Source organism: Burkholderia torrens (assembly GCF_984668525.1).
In genome coordinates this window covers 316,679-334,130 of sequence record NZ_OZ480212.1, presented here as the reverse complement: position 1 = coordinate 334,130, position 17,452 = coordinate 316,679, and the positions used below count along the sequence as shown (strand labels likewise).

Sequence of the window (17,452 nt, the reverse complement as noted above, 5' to 3'; positions counted from 1 at the left end):
CCGGGCCGTCCGGCGATATCGAGCGGCATTGTCGGGCTGGTCAAGACAGCCATGGGCAACTTTCTTGCCAATGTCGAAGACGTGCTCGCTGACCGTCTCAAACGCGTATCGCCGGACGAGGTTGCACACCACGCTCAGCCCAACCTTCCATCCACAACACGGAGCCCATCACCATGAATGACGTCATCATCATCGGCGGCAGCTTTGCCGGCCTCGCCGCCGCGCTGCAGCTCGGCCGTGCCCGCCGCAAGGTCACCGTTCTCGATACCGGCCGGCCGCGTAACCGCTTTGCCGGCCACTCGCATGGCCTGCTCGGCCACGATCACAAGCCGCCGCTGGACATCCTGGTCGAGGCGCGGCAGCAACTGGCGCGCTATCCAACGATCAGCCTCGTCGATGCCCGGGCCGAGAGCGTGTCGGGCGCCATCGACGACTTCTGCGTCGTCACTGACGATCACGAAAGCCTGAGCGCGCGCCGCGTGATCCTGAGCTATGGTGTCGCCGACCAGATGCCTGATGTTCCGGGCTTTGCCGAAAGCTGGGGCACGTCCATCGTGCCCTGCCCCTATTGCGACGGCTTTGAGGTCGCCGGCCAGCGTTGGGGCCTCGTCTGGTCCAGCCCGCAGTCGCACCAGTCTGCCAGGCTGTTCCGCGATTGGACTGACAAGTTGACTGTCTTCGCCGATGGTCATGACATTGCGCCCGACATCCAGGCCGATCTGGCGCGTCGCAACATACCTGTCGCCGATGGCCGGATCGTCGAGATCGCCCATCACAACGGCCATATCGCCACCGTCAATCTCGATACCGGCCGCAATGTCGCGGTCGACGTCCTGTTCGCCCAGCCGCGCAACAAGCCGTCCGCACGCCTGCATGAATCACTGGGCCTCGTCACGGTCGATACGCCCACCGGCATCGTCCTCAAAGTCGACGAGCGCCGCCAAACCAGCATGCCCGGCATCTACGCCGCTGGCGACCTCGCCACGCCCTTCTTGCCCTCGGTCACCCAGGCTTCATCGCAGGGCGCCATGGCGGGTATCTTCGCCCAGCAGTCGATGGTGGTTTGAGAGCACAGATCCCTGCTCTCGTTGCGTCGTCGCCTTCGAAAAGGTTGGCGTAGATCGACGCGGCGAAAGGCGGATCGTCGAGTCAAGGAGATGACATGGCAAAGCAGAGTGCTGATCAGGTGGGTGACTGGAATGGTCAAAGCGGGGAGCGCTGGGTCGCCAACCAGGCCCGGCTCGACGCTCTGGTGGCGGTGTTCGGCCAGGCCGCGATCGAAGCCGCCGCGCCCGCGACGGGTGAGCGCGTGCTGGACATCGGCTGCGGCGCGGGTGCGTCGAGTCTGGCTCTGGCCGCTCGCGTCGGCGCGGGGGGCCAAGTGCTGGGCGTGGACATATCCGAACCGCTGATCGATCGAGCGCGCGCGCTTGCGCGCCACGATACGCCAGCCCTGTTTCAGGTGGCCGACGCCAGCAGCGCAGAGCTGCCCGAAGGCGCGTTCGACATTCTGTTCTCGCGCTTCGGCGTGATGTTTTTCCCCGATCCGACAGCGGCGTTCGCCCATATGCGACGCGCGCTCCGGCCGGGCGGCCGGGTCGCTTTCGTCTGCTGGCGCGGTGCGGCCGAGAACGATTGGATGCGACTGCCGGTGGGCGCGCTCAAGGACATCGTCCCGCCGAGCGCGCTGCCCGATCCCGAAGCGCCCGGCCCGTTTTCGTTCGGCGACCGGGAGCACGTGGCGCGCATCCTGACGGCGGCCGGTTTCACCGAAATCGTTATCTCGCCCTTCGACGCGGCCGTCCCATTCGGCGAGGGCGAAACGCGGGACGCCGCGATCGCCGACGCAGTGAGGATGACGCTTGAGGTCGGCCCGCTGTCGCGTGCGCTCGCTGGTCAGCCCGACGACATCCGCGCCCGTGCCGCAGCCGCAGTTCGTGCCGCCTTCGCGAGCCTCCCCGGCGAGGGGCCGGTGTTGATCAACGGCGCGGCGTGGGTCGTCATGGCACGAAATCCGGCAAGCTGACGGGGATTGACAGGGGAGACGCCTTCGCTTGATGGAGCTGGGCGTCGTTGGCCGCTCAGATTGATGTCCCTGCTGGCCGCTGAACGAGCGCTCGTCTTGCAACAACCAGATGGCCGGTTGCGAAGCAGAGCCGACGCCTGAGCGGCCTGCCGGCGGCGCATGTGACCTGCAGTTTGTGGCCGGATGCCGCCCAATGCGTTCGGCTGTAGCCGGCGCCCGGCGTGGTCACTTATCGACACCTTGCTCGAAAAGTCAGCGGATAAGCTGTCCGGAAACCCGAGCCCACACCGCGCGAAGTCGTCGCGCGCGGTCTTCGAGGAGATATGAGGCCGCAAGCGTCAAGAGACCTGAAATTGCACCCGTCAAGATGTGCTCGACATACGGGATACGGTAGTGACTCGTATGTGAATATGCATCGCCCAACGCTGTTAGGACACCAACGACCAGCGCATTGCCGTATCGATGCGCGTAGAGCTTCCCCACAGGTGTGAAAGTCAAAAGTACGGCCAGGAGTCCGGTCAGCAGACCCGTATGAAATGCGATGGTCCAGTGGGCAAGGCTCGCGATATTTCCCCAGCTCCCCGGCATGCACGTCATGCACGCACTGGTCGGCTGCCAGAAACGCTGGACAAACAGTCTGACGCGATGCTTCCACTCGGTTGACATGATGTGTTCCCATCAACGCCGTCATCGCGGATGGGTCCGCTGTGCCCCGTCGAGTCCGGGCAATAACGACATGGGGAAATACTACTCCACGAACAGACGGCAGCTGCGCAGACAGAGACCGGAATTCAACTCTCACGTCTATCGGCGTGGGCTCGTCCGCGACGCGCGTCGAACGAGGCGCTTGCGCGCGAAGTCGACGGCAGGCGCCCTGAAGATGCCACTCGACTTTCCTCCCAGCGGACGTTCGCGGCGAAGGTGCAATGCACTACTGCCGAATGAGCCGGCTTAGAATCGAATTGTCCATTTCGCTCGAGTACCCGATGCTCACAGCGCGCCCACTTGTCAGCGAATCCGCCAGCGACCGCGCAAACGTCTTGCGTATCTTCACTGAAGCAGCTTCGTACACGGAACTCGTTGCAGGCCGATCGCCCTCACCTGAAGACCTCGATGATTTCTTCTTCGGCAAGCCAGCGGGCACGGAAGCAGCACAAAAATCAGTCTGCGGATTCTTTGTCGAACGGGAGATGATTGGCTGCGCGGACGTGATCCGTTCGTATCCAACGGACGACTGCATATGGATTGGCCTGATGCTTCTCACCGAAGCGAATCAGGGTCGAGGCTATGGAAAGGCAGCTTTAAGGCTGTTGATCGAAATGGCAAGCGAGTGCGGCTATCGCGCCATACAACTCGCAGTCGTTTCAACCAATCCTCGTGCATCTGCATTCTGGCAACGCGAAGGCTTCGAGGAGATTCGACGCGCAAGCAGTCCGGAATTTACCGGCGATCTGATCGTCATGCAGCGCTCAATTGGACAGTGAGTTCGATCATCGGTGTCGGACGTCAAGCACGCATACTGCGTCATGACCGACTCGCTCCGATACCACCGTAAATCGGCAAGCGAGTTTGATCCACTCACCTAAATGCGCTGCGGAAGCGCTTTGGCAAAAAACTCCGTCACGCGACGCACTCGCGCCGGCACAAATCGACGTCTCGGCCAGACCAGGCTAACGTCTCTGACCTCGTTGATGAATTGATCGAGGATCGTGATCAACCTCATGGCTCGCGGCCCCGTCTTTCTCGTGCAGAAACAACTGCCGATGATGACGCGGGGTGGTTCAATCGTCCTGGTTTCTTCAGCCATGCATGTCATGGGCATTCCGGGCCATACGGCCTATGCGGCAACCAAGGCGGCCCTGCGTTCCTATGCCCGAACCTGGGCGGCGGAGTTCAAGGATCGCGGCATTCGCGTCAACATGCTGAGCCCCGGCGTAACCGACACGCCGATCCTGGACGCGCAGACGATGGGTCGGGAGGAACTGGTGAACATGTATCGGAGCATGGTTCCGCTCGGCCGGCTCGCACGCGCGGAGGAGATCGCCAACGCAGCGTTGTTCCTTGCGTCCGACCAGAGTTCCTATGTGACGGGCGCGGATCTGATGGCCGACGGTGGTATCGGCCAGGTTTGAGATTCGAATGTCGTCGACACGACCCGCATACGACGACCGCGTCAGCAGCTTCTCGAATCCCGGAGTGTGTTGCATCGCCCGGTTGAATCAGCCGTCGATCACCGATCGCTCCTCCCGGAAAATTCTCGATAACTCATAAAAGAAACCGGCATGCAGACCTGCGCCTGCATGCCGGTTTTTTCGCTTCACGGCCGGCGAGCGACGAATCGCCCGCCATTAACGCCTCACCGCGCCGCGACCTCCGCCTTGACAGCAGCCGCATCGCCGACGGCCGTCGGCGCCGCGCCCCACCCGCCGCCGAGCGCGCGGATCAGGTTGACGGTCGATACCGCCTGAGCACCCGTCAACTGGTTCGCCTGCAATTGCGACTGCAGCACCGAGCGCTCGCTGTCGATCACGTCGAGATAGGCAACTTCGCCTTCCTGGTACTGCGTGCGCGACAGCGTCGCCGCCCGTCGCGATGCGTTGACGGCCGCATCCTGCGCGCGGATCTGGTCGTCGAGCAGGCGCAGGTCGGAGAGATTGTCCTCGACCTCGCGGAACGCGACGAGCACCTGCTGCCGGTAGTTCGCGACCTGCTCGTCGTACTGCGCGCGCGCCTGCTGCACGCCGGCCGCACGGCGCCCGCCGTCGAACAGCGGCAGCGTCAGCGCGGTGCCGGCGAACGGCCCGAGCAGGAACGTGCGGCTCGACCACAGGAACAGGTTGCCGAGCGTCGACGCCTCATACCCGAACGCGCCCGTGATATCGAGCTTCGGGAAGTACGCGGACTTCGCGAGGCCGATCCGCGCGTTCGCGGCCGCCATCGCACGCTCGGCCGCCGACACGTCCGGACGCCGTTCGAGCAGCGCGGACGGCAGGCCCGGCGGGATCTTCACCGCGACCGGCACGATCGGCGTTTCCTTGAACCCGAAATCCGCCGGCGCCTTGCCGAGCAGGATCGCAAGCGCATGCTCGGATGCCGCGCGGCGGCGCGCGACGCCGACCGCGTCGGCCTGCGCGCTGGCCAGTTCGTTCTTCGCGCGCGACACGTCGAGCTCGCTGATGTCACCTTCGTTGAAGCGGCGCTGCACGAGCTTCAATGCCTGCTCGCGCAGCTCCACCGTGCGGCGGTACAGGTCCTGGTCCGAATCGAGCTGGCGCAGTTCGAAGTAGTTCTGCGCGACGTCCGCCTGCAGCGCGAGTTGCACCGAACGGAACAACGCTTCGCTCTGCGCCTGGTCGGCACGCGACGCCTCGACGTTGCGGCCGACGCGGCCGAACAGGTCGGCTTCGTACGACACCGTGCCTTGCGCGCGCCACAGCGTCGCGTTGGTCGGGCCCGTGCCCTGCGGCTGGAACTGCGACGCCGACGACAGCCCTTCACGCGTCGGCCCGAACCCGGCACCGACCTGCGGGAACCATTGCGAACGCGCCGAACGCGTCGCTGCACGCGCTTCCTCGACCCGCGCGGCCGCGGCCTTCAGGTTCTGGTTCGCGGCGAGCGCCTGCGTCTCGAGTGAATCGAGCACCGGGTCGCCGAACACCTTCCACCATTCGCCGCGATGTTCGCCGTCCGCCGGCTCGGCCGTCTTCCACGTGCCGGCCTGTTCGCCGGCGGCGAGCGTCGGCGCTTCCTTGAACGCGGCGGGCGCCGCGGCATCCGGTCGCTTGTAGTCGGGGCCTACCGCGCACGCGGCGAGCAGCGTCGCGAGCAGGGTGCTCGCGGCGGCCACCTTCGCGAAGCGCATCAGGCCGTTCGTGTTGTACAAATTGTTCATTTTGTTGTCCTCAAGCATCGGGAGCCGGCACGCCGTAACCTGCCGAATCCTTGCCGGCGACGTGGATCTTGCCGCCTGCGAGCGTTCGCAGCACGACGTAGAACACCGGCGTCAGCATCAGCCCGAACAGCGTCACGCCCAGCATCCCGAAGAACACCGCGACACCCATCGCATGACGCATCTCCGAACCGGCACCGGTCGACGTGACGAGCGGCACGACACCCATGATGAACGCGATCGACGTCATCAGGATCGGGCGCAGCCGCAGCCGGCTCGCCTCGATCGCGGCCTCGAGCGGCGTCCTGCCGTCGTGTTCGAGCTCGCGCGCGAATTCGACGATCAGGATCGCGTTCTTCGCCGACAGCCCCACCAGCACCATCAAGCCGATCTGCGTGAAGATGTTGTTGTCGCCCTGCGTGAGCCACACGCCCGTCAGCGCCGACAGAATGCTCATCGGCACGATCAGGATCACCGCGAGCGGCAGCGTCAGGCTTTCATACAGCGCCGCGAGCACGAGGAACACGAGCAGCACGCTGATCGGGAACACGTACATCGCCGAATCGCCCGCAAGAATCTGCTGGTACGTGAGGTCGGTCCATTCGAACCGCACGCCGCGCGGCAGCGTTTCATGCGCGATGCGTTCGATCGCGGCCTGCGCCTGCCCCGACGAGAAGCCCGGCGCCGGGCCGCCGTTGATGTCGGCCGCCGTATAGCCGTTGTAGCGCACGACCATTTCCGGGCCGAACGTCGGCGTCACCGTGACGAGCGACGACAGCGGCACCATCTCGCCCTTGTCGTTGCGGGTCTTCAGCTGCAGGATGTCGTCCGCACGCTGGCGGAACGGCGCATCGGCCTGCACGCGCACCTGGTACACGCGCCCGAAGCGGTTGAAATCGTTCACGTACAGCGAACCGAGATACACCTGCATCGTGTTGAACACGTCGGTCACCGGCACGCCGAGCTGCTTCGCCTTCACGCGGTCGAGATCGACGTTCAGCTGCGGCACGTTGATCTGGTAGCTCGTGAACAGCGGGCCGAGTTCAGGCGCCTGCTGCGCGCGCTTGATGAAATCGTTGGTCGCATCCGACAGCTTCGCGTAACCGACCGCGCCGCGATCCTCGATCTGCATCTTGAACCCGCCGAGCGTACCGAGGCCCAGCACCGGCGGCGGCGGGAACACCGCGACGAACGAATCCTTCATCGCGCCGTACTGCTGGTTCAGCGCACCGGCGATCGCGCCCGCCGACAGTGCCTTGCCATGCCGCTCCGAGAACGGCTTCAGCGTGACGAACACGATGCCCGCGCTCGAGCTGTTGGTGAAGCCGTTCACCGACAGCCCCGGGAACGCGACGGCGCTCTCGACGCCCGGCTGCTTCAGCGCGATCGAGCCCATGTCGCGAATCACCTTCTCGGTGCGGTCGAGCGATGCACCGTTCGGCAGCTGCGCGAACGCGATCAGGTATTCCTTGTCCTGCGCGGGCACGAAGCCGCCCGGCACGACCTTCGACACGAGCACGGTCGCGCCCACCAGCACGAGATACACGCCGAGCATCAGCGTCTTGCGCGACAGCACGCCGCGCACGCCGCGGCCGTAGTTCTCCGCGCCGCGGTGGAACACCTTGTTGAAGCCGCGGAAGAAGCCGCCGAGCACGCGGTTCATCACGCGCGTGAGCCAGTCTTCCTTGTCACCATGGCCCTTCAGCAGGATCGCGGACAGCGCCGGCGACAGCGTCAGCGAGTTGAACGCCGAGATCACCGTCGAGATCGCGATGGTCATCGCGAACTGCTTGTAGAACTGGCCGGTCAGGCCCGACATGAACGCGAGCGGCACGAACACGGCGACGAGCGTCAGCGCGATCGCGATGATCGGCCCGCTCACTTCCTGCATCGCCTTGTAGGTCGCCTGCCGCGCGTTCATCCCGCCCTCGATGTTCCGCTCGACGTTCTCGACCACGACGATCGCATCGTCGACCACGATCCCGATCGCGAGCACCATCCCGAACAATGACAACGCGTTGATCGAATACCCGAACGCCAGCAGCAGCGAGAACGTGCCGATGATCGACACCGGCACCGCGATCAGCGGAATCAGCGACGCGCGCCAGGTCTGCAGGAACACGATCACGACGATCACGACCAGCGCGATCGCTTCGAGCAGCGTGTGCACGACGGCCTTGATCGACGAGCGCACGAACTGCGTCGGGTCATAGACGATCTTGTAGTCGACGCCCGCCGGCATGTCCTGCTTCAGCTCGGCCATGGTCTTGCGCACTTCGTCCGAGATCTGCAGCGAGTTCGCGCCCGGCGACTGGTTGATCGCCATCGCGACGGCTGGCTTGTTGTCGAGCAGCGAGCGCAGCCCGTATTCGGATGCGTCGAGCTCGATCCGCGCGATGTCGCGCAGGTGCGTGACGCCGCCGTCCGGCGTGGTCTTCACGACGATGTCGCCGAATTCGTCTTCCGTCTGCAGGCGGCCGCGCGCGTTCACCGACAGCTGCAGCGGCGTACCGGGCAGCGACGGCGACGCGCCGATCACGCCGGCCGCGACCTGCACGTTCTGCTCGCGGATCGCCTGCACGACGTCCTCGGCCGACAGCCCGCGCTGCGCGACCTTCTGCGGATCGAGCCACACGCGCATCGCGTAGTCGCCCGAACCCCACAGCTGCACCTGGCCGACGCCCTGGATCCGCGACAGGCGGTCCTTCACGTTGATCAGCGCGTAGTTGCGCAGGTAGGTCATGTCGTAGCGGTTGTCCGGCGAGATCAGGTGGACCACCATCGTCAGCGTCGGCGAGCTCTTCACCGTCGTGATGCCGAGCCGCTGCACGTCTTCCGGCAGGCGCGGCAGCGCCTGGTTCACGCGGTTCTGCACGAGCTGCGTGGCCTTGTCCGGATCGGTGCCGAGCTTGAACGTGACGGTGATCGTCATGTTGCCGTCGCTGTTCGCCTGCGACTGCATGTAGAGCATGTCCTCGACGCCGTTGATCTGCTCTTCAAGCGGCGACGCGACTGTCTCGGCAATCACTTTCGGGTTCGCGCCCGGGTACTGCGCCTTCACGATCACGGAAGGCGGCACGACTTCCGGATATTCCGAAATCGGCAGCAGGAACATCGCGATCACCCCGCCGAGCAGGATGATCACCGATAGGACTCCTGCAAAGATCGGCCGGTCGATAAAGAATTTGGAAATGTTCATGTGTGGCTCTGTCTGGTTGAACGCGGATGCGAAGCGGCGGGCCGCTTACGAATCCGCCTTCGCCGGTGCAGCCGGCTTCGCGTTGTTCGCGAGCGGCGCGGACGGCGCATCGCCGCCCGTCATCGGGACCATGTGCGGCTTCACCTGCTCGCCGGGGCGCACGCGCTGCGTGCCGTTCACGATCACGCGATCGCCGGCCGTCAGCCCGCTCACGATCACGCGGCGGTTGCCGTGCTGCAGCCCCTGCTGCACCTCGCGGTACGACACGCGGCCTTGCTGGTCGACGACGAACACGAACTTCTTGTCCTGGTCGGTGTTGATCGCGGCGTCGTCGACAAGCAATGCCTCGTGCGGCGCGCTGCCGCCCACCTTCACGCGTGCATACAGGCCCGGGACCAGCGCGCCGTCCGCATTGTCGAAGCGGGCGCGCACGCGGATCGTGCCGGACGACGTGTCGAGCCGGTTGTCGACCGAATCGATCTCGCCGCTGCGCGAGTAGCCGGTTTCGTTCGCGAGCCCGAGCTCGACCGGCACCTTGCGGCCGTTGCGCGCACCGTTGATGTATTGCAGGTAGGTCTGTTCGTCAGCGTCGAACGATGCGTAGATCGGCGACACCGAGACCAGCGTCGTCAGCGGCGCGGCCGACGCGCCGGCCGACACGACGTTGCCGAGCGTGATTTCCGCGCGCGACACGCGGCCCGACACCGGCGCGGTGATCCGCGTATAGCCGAGATTGATGCGCGCCGTTTCCAGCGCGGCCTCGGCGGCCTTCAGGTTCGCCGCCGCCTCGCGCGCCGCGTTCTGCTTCTCGTCGTAGTCGCGCTTCGCGATCGCGTTGTCGCCGATCAGCCGCTGCGCGCGCTGCCAGTCGGTCTGCGCATAGCCGTTGCGCGCCTGGGCGGCGGCAAGCTGCGCGGCCGCGCGATCGGTTTCGGCCTGGTACGGGCGCGGGTCGATCACGAACAGCACGTCGCCCTTCTTCACGAGCGCGCCGTCCTTGAAGTTCACGGCGACGATCGTGCCCGATACCTGCGGGCGCACGTCGACTTTCTCGACCGCTTCGAGGCGGCCCGAATAACTTTGCCAGTCGGTCACGGTCTGCGGCACGACGGTCGCGACGTCGACTTCGGGCAGCGGTGCCGCCGCTTTCTCGGGCGCGTTCGCGTTGACGCGCATGGCGCCGAACGTGCCGAGGCCGACGACGGCGAGCGTCACGATCGCCGCGGTGGCGATTCGCGAGCGGGAGGTGCGTAGGATGGCCATGTGGATCTCCAGTAAACGTGGATTGGTTTTTGGTTATTCGGAACGGTTCGGCTGGCGCGCCTGGAAGCGGCACTGGAAGAAGCGCACGGCTTCCTCGAATGCGGCTTCGTGCGTGGCGAGCGCGGCGTGCGTGATGTCCGGATAGCGGATCACCTGCGTGAGCACGCCCGACGAGATCAGGCAGCTCGCATATTTCTCCGCTTCGACGTGCAGCACGTCGTTCTGCGCGGTGACGACGAGCGTCGGCGGCAGCCCCGCGAGGCGCACCGATTCGAGCGGCGCCGCATACGGATGCATGCGCTGCGCCGCCTGCGGCAGATACGCGCGATAGCAGGCCGCGCATTCGCGCGCGGTGATGTCGGACGCGAGACGCTCGGCGTCGCCGATGCGCGTCATGCTCGGATCGAGCATCGGCCCGAACAACGCCTGCGCGGCGATCGACACTTCGCCGCGGTCACGGGCGATGAAGGCAAGGCAGTTCGCGAGCTGGCCGCCCGCATCGTGGCCCGCGACCCCGATCTTCTTCGGGTTGCCGCCGAATGCACGCGCGCGCGTCGCCGCCCAGACGGCCGCGCGATACGCATCCTCCGGCGCAGCCGGAAAAGGAAAGGCCGGCGCGAGCGAATATTCGACCGACACTACGAGCGCTGGTAAGCGTTCTGCTAAAAAACGCGCAGCGAAATCCGCGTCTTCGAGCGAACCGCGGACGAAGCCGCCGCCGTGGAAATAAAGCACTACAGGCAACCCGGTCTTGTCCGGGCGGCGGTAGAGGCGCAGCACGATGTCCTGCGCGTAGCCGGGAATTTCCACTTCGGCGACCGTCAGCGCCGCGCCTGCCAAGGCTTGGGCGGGCAGCGTGGCTTTCAGGAATTTGCTGAATTCAGAAGCGTCCATGACGATGCAGCATCCATTTCGAGATGGAACGAATTCTGGGTCCGGCAGACATTGGGATAAATGCCTATAATCCGGCAACACAATTCAACGCCCCCGAACAATCCGAGGCTGCGTTCACCCACGAGGTAGCGCAGCCTTGTTGTTCCGGCGGCTCATTAGATTGCGGAGGTTGTGATGGACCGGCTTCAGGCCATGCAGGTGTTTACTCGCGTCGTCGATACAAGCAGCTTCACCAAGGCAGCAGAAACGCTCGGCTTGCCGCGGGCGTCCGTCACGACGATCATCCAGAATCTCGAGGCCTTCCTCGGCGTGCGGCTGATGCACCGGACCACGCGCCGGCTGTCGCTCACGCCGGACGGCGCCGCCTACTACGAACGATGCGTGCGGATCCTCGCGGACGTCGAGGAAACCGAAGCGAGCTTCCAGGCCAATAACCGGAAGCCGCACGGAAAGTTGCGTATCGACATGCCCGGTTCGATCGGGCGGCTGCTCGTGATTCCGTCGCTGTGCGAATTTCATACGCGCTATCCGGACATCGACCTGCAGCTTGGCCTGTCCGATCGGCCGGTGGACCTGCTGCAGGAAGGCGTCGACTGCGTGATCCGCGTCGGTGCATTGCAGGACTCGTCGCTCGTCGCACGCCGCGTCGGCCTGTTCGAATGCGTGACGGTCGCGTCGCCCGACTATCTCGAACGCAACGGCGAGCCGCAGACGATCGACGACCTGAGTCAGCACAAGGCCGTCAACTACTTCTCGAGCCGCACTGGCCGCACGATCGACTGGACCTTCCTGATCGAAGGCAAGGAAGTCGAGATGAAGATGGAGGGCATCGTGTCGGTAAACGACGCAGATGCGTACGTGACCTGCGGGATCGAAGGCTTCGGCCTGATCCAGCCGCCGCTGTTCATGGTCCTGCCGCACCTGCGCGAAGGCCGGCTCAAGGAAGTGCTGCCCGGCGTCAAGCCGCTGCCGATGCCGATCTCGGTCGTCTATCCGCACAGCCGCCATCTGTCGCCGAAGGTGCGCGTGTTCGTCGACTGGGTCGCCGAAGTGTTCGACCGCTGCCCGCTGCTGAGCGGCAAGGGCAGCCTCGACGCAACGTGCAGCAAGCGCACGTTCGAGGAAGCCGAACGCGCGCCGGCGCTCGACACGCCGGTCATCAACGAGTGGGTCGCGTAATCGTCTGACCTGCCTGCGCGGGCCGCCCGGCCCGCGCGTCATCCCGCCTCCGCACCGCCGCTCCGCGCGGCGCATCCGATCCTTCCCGATTCCGCAGCAAACCTTTGTGCCGCGAGCAGCAATCGCCCGCATGCGCCGCTGCGCGTGGCTGTCGTAGCCGCGTGAGCCCCGCTGCGCGGGGCTGCCGGCGATTTCCGCATAACCCTGCAGTCCGTGCGGATGTCGATTGTTCCTTTGCGACGACAAATCAATTCGCGTCTGCCGCATTTATCGCGACGGAACAGATACCTAGAGTAAACCCTGTCGCGCACCTCGTTGCGCATCGAACAGATCCCCCTTATTGGGACCGGAGTAAGCGCTCAGGCGCCAGCTCCGACATGGGATCTGAGTAAGCGCTGAAGCGCTAACTCATATCGACATAGGAGTTATGCCATGAACCGCCGCCATCTTCTCTCCGCACTCGCTCTCACGCTCGCCGTGTCCGCCCCGGCCTTCGCAGATTCAGGCACGCCGCACGCCGGCGACTACGGCAACACGTCGTGGTACTCGCAACACAACGGCCCGCGTACGCGCGCCGAAGTGAGTGCGGAAGTCGAACAGGCACGCAAGGACGGCACGCTCGCGTACCTGCGCAAGGCGACTTCGTATCCGCAGGGGCTCGAACTCGCGCAAGGCCCGTATCGCCCCACGCCGGAAAGCAACCAGCTCGCCGGCGGTGGCCGGTAAACGTGCAACGCCGCGCAGCGGGTTGCCCGCGCGCGGCGTCGCGACACACCTATCGACGACTCGTTGAGTCAGTTAGTTGCAGGAGTACATGATGAACGACCAACTTCCTTCGCCGCTCGATCACTGGGACGACACCACGCCGGTCTGGACGCCGTTCCGTTCGGCCCCGCACTCGCATTGACCCTCGACTGAGACGTCGCGTGGATTTCACCGGTGCGGCACGCCGTCGCGCCATTCGCCCCAGTGCGTGACGATGTCCTGCACCAGCGGATTGCCCGCGCGGTACAGGTTTTCGGTCGCCGGGGCGAAGCCGCCCTGGTCCGCGTAGTTCAGCAGGTTGTCGGCGCTCGTCTGCCCCGCATACGGCCGGTCGAAATCGGAACCCGTACGCAGCACCGCCACACGCGACAGATCGACCCGCTTCACGCTCGCCGCACGCTTGAGCGCCTCATAGGTCGCGTTGTCTTCCTGCGCGGTCATGCAGTAGGTGCCCTTGCCGTCGGTCAGGATCTTCGTCCACTGGCGCGCGCGCTCGCCGATCAGCGTGCCCGAGAACCACGTGTTGCCCGACGACGTGTCGCACTGGATCACCGTCGGCGGCCGGTTCGCCGGCGCATACGTGAACTTCGCGCGCGCGGCCTGTGCCTGCGCGCTGTCGGCGAGCACGACGTTGCGCGACAGCGCGACAGCGGCGTCGGTCAGCTGCGGGTTGAGCTGGAACACTTCGGTGCGATAGTCGAGCGGCGGCTTGTCGTTCGGGCTCTTAGTGTTGATGCCGAGAAAGCCCGTATTCCAGCCGGCCGGAATCTCGCGCGCATCGAGCTCCCACTGCAGGCTGAAATCGACGAGGTACTTCGACCACGCGGCCGAGCCAACCGTGCCTTGCGCCGGGTCGACGCCCGCGATGCCGGAGATCAGGAAATACGTGCGGCGCAGATCGAAGCGCTGCGAGAACGTGAGCGCCATGATCGTCGCCGACGCGTTCGCATAGCCCATGCCGGTCGTCACGACGCACACGTCCTGCTTGTTGCAATGAACGGCCGGGTAGTCGGGCGACAGGCCCGGCACGGTGATGTCGCGCCACGGGCCGAGCCGGTCGAGCCACGCCTGGCCCTCCGGACCGAACATCGTGATGATCATGACCTTGACCGGGCGGCCCTGTGCATCGGTCTCGGCGAATGCGTTGTTGCCCGCGTTGTTGCCCTGGTTGTCCTGCGCGATCGAAGGCGCAGTGGCACAGGCTGCGAGCGAGAAGGCAGCAGCAGAAAGAATGGAGCGAGTCAGCATCGGCGTTCCTTGTTTCGATGATGTTGGGTGAGAACGGCTGTCGGAGACTGCGCGAGGGAGTATAGAACGGGCGTACGCAATGCGGAACCCGACTACGAAACGGCCAGCGGTGTTTCGTGCGAATGGATGCGTGTTGCGTGATGGAATTCACGCGTTCGCCGCCGCATTGCAAACATCAGGAATGCTATCGGGTTGGCCGCCACGTGCGACGTCGATCGTTTCGTCCGGTACTACACGCGCATCAGCCCCGCGACGCCGTAACCGAGCACGACGAGTGCGGCGATCACGTGGCTCGCCGCGAGCCACCGCGGCGACTTCACGAAGCGACCGATCGCGCTGCCGCCGAACGCGAACACGAGCTGACCCGCGAGGCTGCCCGCGAACACGCAAGCGGCACCGAGCAGCCAGTGCCGGTGCGCGCCGGCGGCGGCCGTCGCGTAGCCGTAGAACAGCAGGATGGTCAGCGGGTTCGCGAGCGTGACGAAGAACATCGAAATGAACGGGCGATCGCCCGGCGGCGGCGGTGCGTCGCCGTCGAGCGTGCGCCGACGGTCACGCAGTGCCTGCCACAGCATCCGCGTGCCCATCGCGAGCAACACGAGCGCACCGACGCCGCGGAACAGCGACAGATGCGACGCGAGCGTGCTCGCGAGCAGCGCGCCGATCGTGAACGCGACGACCGCATAGCAACCGTCCGCCGCGGCCACGCCGATTGCCGCGCGCACGCCGGTCGCCGTGCCGGCGCGCATGCCGTAGTTCGCGATCATCAAGGCGACGGGCCCGACCGACAGCGCGATCATCAGCCCGAACAGGAAGTCGTTCACCGGTCGTCGATGCCTTCGAGGAAAGGCATCGATTCTAGCGACGCCAAAACGATCCGGTGTGTGAATCGAGCGTCAGGCGACGTCGACGCGTGCGGGCCCGTCCACCATCTCGCCGATCACGACCGCGCGGTCGAAACCGTCGGCACGGAAACACGCGAGCACGTCGTCGACCGCGTCCGGCGCGCACGCGACGAGCAGGCCGCCCGACGTCTGCGGGTCGGTCAGCAGCGCCTGCGCGACAGGCGGCAGGCCGTCGGCGAGCCGCACGTCGGTGCCGTATGCGGCCCAGTTGCGGCCCGACGCGCCAGTGAACACACCATCGGCGACGAACGTCTCGACGCCGGCGAGCCACGGCAGCGACGCATAGTGCACGCGTGCGGTCAGCTGCGCGCCGCGCGCCAGTTCGAGCGTATGGCCGAGCAGCCCGAAGCCCGTGACGTCGGTCAGCGCATGCACGCCCGGCAATGCGGCCAGCTCCGCGCCCGGCCGGTTCAGCTTGGTGGTCGTCGCGACCATCTGCGCGTACCCGTCGGCGTCGAGCTGGTTCTTCTTCAGCGCGGCCGACAGCACGCCGACGCCGAGCGGCTTGCCGAGCACGAGTACGTCGCCCGCGCGCGCGGCCGCATTGCGCTTCACGCGCGACGGATGCACGACGCCGATCGCCGCGAGCCCGTAGATCGGCTCGACCGAATCGATCGAATGGCCGCCCGCGACCGGAATACCCGCGTCCGCGCATACCGATTCGCCGCCGCGCAGCACGGCCGCGATCGTTTCGTGCGGCAGCACGTTGATCGGCATGCCGACCAGCGCGAGCGCGAGGATCGGCTTGCCGCCCATCGCGTACACGTCGGACAGCGCGTTGGTCGCCGCGATGCGGCCGAAGTCGAACGGATCGTCGACGATCGGCATGAAGAAATCGGTGGTCGCGACGATCGCCTGCTCGTCGTTGAGCCGGTAGACGGCCGCGTCGTCGGACGTCTCGGTGCCGACCAGCAGGTCCGGGAACAGCGCGGGCGGCGTCGCGCGCTTCAGCAGCTCGGACAGCACGCCCGGTGCGATCTTGCAGCCGCAGCCGCCCCCGTGCGATAGGCTCGTGAGGCGCGGAACGGCAGGCTGGGCTTGGGTGGCTTCGGTCATCGTCGGCATCCGGTGAATAACAACGTTCTATTATCGACAATTCCGTGCGTGCGCGCCGGATACCCACATAATTGACGGCGCTGTCCCGCCCCCGCCTCCGTCCGCACCTTCGTTCATGGATCACCTGTTCATCGGCCTCGTGCTGTGCTCCGCGCTGCTGCACGCCATCTGGAACGCCTTCCTCCATGTCAGCGAAGACCGGCTCGTCCAGCTCGGCACGATGGCGCTGCCGTATCTCGCGTTCGGCGCCGCCGGCGCCACGCTGCTGCCCGCGCCGGTGCCCGCCGCGTGGCCGTACATCGCCGCATCGGCCGCGCTCGAGGTCGCGTACTGCTTCACGCTGGCGCGCGCGTACCGCAGCGGCGAGTTCGGGCAGATCTATCCGATCGCGCGCGGCCTCTCGCCGCTGCTCGTATCGGTGCTGGCGCTCGCGCTGCTGCACGAGCGGCCGACGCCGTTCGGCTTCGCGGGCATCGCGCTCGTGTCGTTCGGCATCATGTCGCTCGCGCTGCGGCGCGGCTTCCGGTTCTCCGGAGAAGGCGTGCCGTATGCGCTGCTCACCGGCGTGTTCATCGCCGCGTATTCGATCTGCGACGGGATCGGCTCGCGCATTTCCGGCAGCGCGCTCGGCTACATCGCGTGGGTGTACCTGCTGTGGAGCGTGCCGCAGCTCGTGCTCGTCTGCGCACTGCGCGGCGGCCCGCGCGCGGTACTCGCGTCGCGCACCGCGCTCGTGCAGGGTGCGATCGCCGGCACGATCTCGCTTGCCGCCTACGGGATCGTGATCCTCGCGTACCGGCACCTGCCGGTCGCGACCGTGTCGGCACTGCGCGAAACGAGCTCGATCTTCGCGATCGCGATCGGCTGGTTCGTGATGCGCGAGCGGCCCGGCGCGCAGCGGCTCGCCGCGTGCGCGCTGGTGGTGGCCGGCGCGGCGCTGATCCGGCTTTAAGCGCATCGCATGCAGGCGATCCGCGCGGTGGGACGCATGCGTCGGCCTCGCATCCATAACCTGCACCACGCCGCAG

Annotated in this window: 15 protein-coding genes; 7 read left to right on the top strand and 8 right to left on the bottom strand. The window is 66.0% G+C overall.

Translation table 11 applies throughout. The annotated features are described in order from the left end of the window. The first annotated feature begins 173 nt into the window (after positions 1–173). Together AC5LXX_RS17880 and AC5LXX_RS17875 are read left to right on the top strand one after the other, a co-directional pair. Positions 174–1,067, top strand: coding sequence for an NAD(P)/FAD-dependent oxidoreductase (locus AC5LXX_RS17880; RefSeq protein ID WP_493412491.1), 894 nt, complete (start codon positions 174–176; stop codon positions 1,065–1,067). A 95-nt stretch (positions 1,068–1,162) separates the two neighbouring features. After that, positions 1,163–2,026 carry a class I SAM-dependent methyltransferase gene (locus AC5LXX_RS17875; protein WP_493412490.1) on the top strand — a complete coding sequence of 288 codons (864 nt, stop codon included), beginning with the start codon at positions 1,163–1,165 and terminating at the stop codon, positions 2,024–2,026. Positions 2,027–2,278: 252 nt separating this feature from the next. Here the strand turns inward: AC5LXX_RS17875 and AC5LXX_RS17870 are convergent, their stop codons facing one another. Beyond that, positions 2,279–2,692 carry a hypothetical protein gene (locus AC5LXX_RS17870; protein WP_493412489.1) on the bottom strand — a complete coding sequence of 138 codons (414 nt, stop codon included), beginning with the start codon at positions 2,690–2,692 and terminating at the stop codon, positions 2,279–2,281. Between the two features lie 320 nt (positions 2,693–3,012). Here AC5LXX_RS17870 and AC5LXX_RS17865 point away from each other — a divergent pair, with 320 nt between their 5' ends. Together AC5LXX_RS17865 and AC5LXX_RS17860 are read left to right on the top strand one after the other, a co-directional pair. Beyond that, on the top strand, positions 3,013–3,510 hold the full coding sequence (locus AC5LXX_RS17865; RefSeq protein WP_493412488.1) for a GNAT family N-acetyltransferase: 498 nt from the start codon (positions 3,013–3,015) through the stop codon (positions 3,508–3,510). 225 nt (positions 3,511–3,735) lie between these two features. Beyond that, positions 3,736–4,158 carry an SDR family NAD(P)-dependent oxidoreductase gene (locus AC5LXX_RS17860; protein ID WP_493412487.1) on the top strand — a complete coding sequence of 141 codons (423 nt, stop codon included), beginning with the start codon at positions 3,736–3,738 and terminating at the stop codon, positions 4,156–4,158. 224 nt (positions 4,159–4,382) lie between these two features. Here AC5LXX_RS17860 and opcM read toward each other — a convergent pair whose 3' ends face one another. Genes opcM through AC5LXX_RS17840 form a run of 4 tightly spaced genes read right to left on the bottom strand, consistent with a single transcriptional unit; the run spans position 4,383 to position 11,271 of the window. Then, positions 4,383–5,918, bottom strand: coding sequence for a multidrug efflux transporter outer membrane subunit OpcM (gene opcM / locus AC5LXX_RS17855; protein WP_493412486.1), 1,536 nt, complete (start codon positions 5,916–5,918; stop codon positions 4,383–4,385). A 10-nt stretch (positions 5,919–5,928) separates the two neighbouring features. Then, positions 5,929–9,114, bottom strand: coding sequence for a multidrug efflux RND transporter permease subunit CeoB (gene ceoB, locus AC5LXX_RS17850; protein ID WP_493412485.1), 3,186 nt, complete (start codon positions 9,112–9,114; stop codon positions 5,929–5,931). Positions 9,115–9,159: 45 nt separating this feature from the next. After that, positions 9,160–10,377, bottom strand: a complete 1,218-nt coding sequence (gene ceoA / locus AC5LXX_RS17845) for a multidrug efflux RND transporter periplasmic adaptor subunit CeoA (RefSeq protein ID WP_124455549.1) — start codon at positions 10,375–10,377, stop codon at positions 9,160–9,162. Between the two features lie 33 nt (positions 10,378–10,410). Beyond that, positions 10,411–11,271, bottom strand: coding sequence for an alpha/beta hydrolase (locus tag AC5LXX_RS17840; protein WP_124455548.1), 861 nt, complete (start codon positions 11,269–11,271; stop codon positions 10,411–10,413). 174 nt (positions 11,272–11,445) lie between these two features. On the opposite strand from AC5LXX_RS17840, the gene ceoR reads away from it, so the two are divergent. Both ceoR and AC5LXX_RS17830 read left to right on the top strand, forming a co-directional pair. Continuing rightward, positions 11,446–12,450, top strand: coding sequence for a putative multidrug efflux transcriptional regulator CeoR (gene ceoR, locus AC5LXX_RS17835; RefSeq protein ID WP_493412484.1), 1,005 nt, complete (start codon positions 11,446–11,448; stop codon positions 12,448–12,450). A gap of 432 nt (positions 12,451–12,882) precedes the next feature. Next, a complete protein-coding gene (locus AC5LXX_RS17830) occupies positions 12,883–13,176 on the top strand; it encodes a DUF4148 domain-containing protein (protein ID WP_085043098.1) in 294 nt (97 codons plus the stop codon). 207 nt (positions 13,177–13,383) lie between these two features. Here the strand turns inward: AC5LXX_RS17830 and AC5LXX_RS17825 are convergent, their stop codons facing one another. The 3 genes from AC5LXX_RS17825 to selD form a co-directional block, all read right to left on the bottom strand. Continuing rightward, the gene (locus AC5LXX_RS17825) at positions 13,384–14,463 is read right to left on the bottom strand and encodes a purine-nucleoside phosphorylase (protein WP_493412483.1); all 1,080 of its coding nucleotides are present in this window, start codon (positions 14,461–14,463) and stop codon (positions 13,384–13,386) included. Positions 14,464–14,693: 230 nt separating this feature from the next. Further along, on the bottom strand, positions 14,694–15,287 hold the full coding sequence (locus AC5LXX_RS17820; RefSeq protein WP_493412482.1) for a LysE family translocator: 594 nt from the start codon (positions 15,285–15,287) through the stop codon (positions 14,694–14,696). Between the two features lie 72 nt (positions 15,288–15,359). Further along, positions 15,360–16,424 carry a selenide, water dikinase SelD gene (selD, locus tag AC5LXX_RS17815; RefSeq protein WP_124455541.1) on the bottom strand — a complete coding sequence of 355 codons (1,065 nt, stop codon included), beginning with the start codon at positions 16,422–16,424 and terminating at the stop codon, positions 15,360–15,362. A gap of 115 nt (positions 16,425–16,539) precedes the next feature. Between selD and AC5LXX_RS17810 the strand changes: the two genes are divergently transcribed. Then, entirely contained in the window at positions 16,540–17,376 is an 837-nt protein-coding gene (locus AC5LXX_RS17810; protein ID WP_493412481.1) for an EamA family transporter, read from the top strand. The last annotated feature ends 76 nt before the right edge of the window (positions 17,377–17,452 follow it).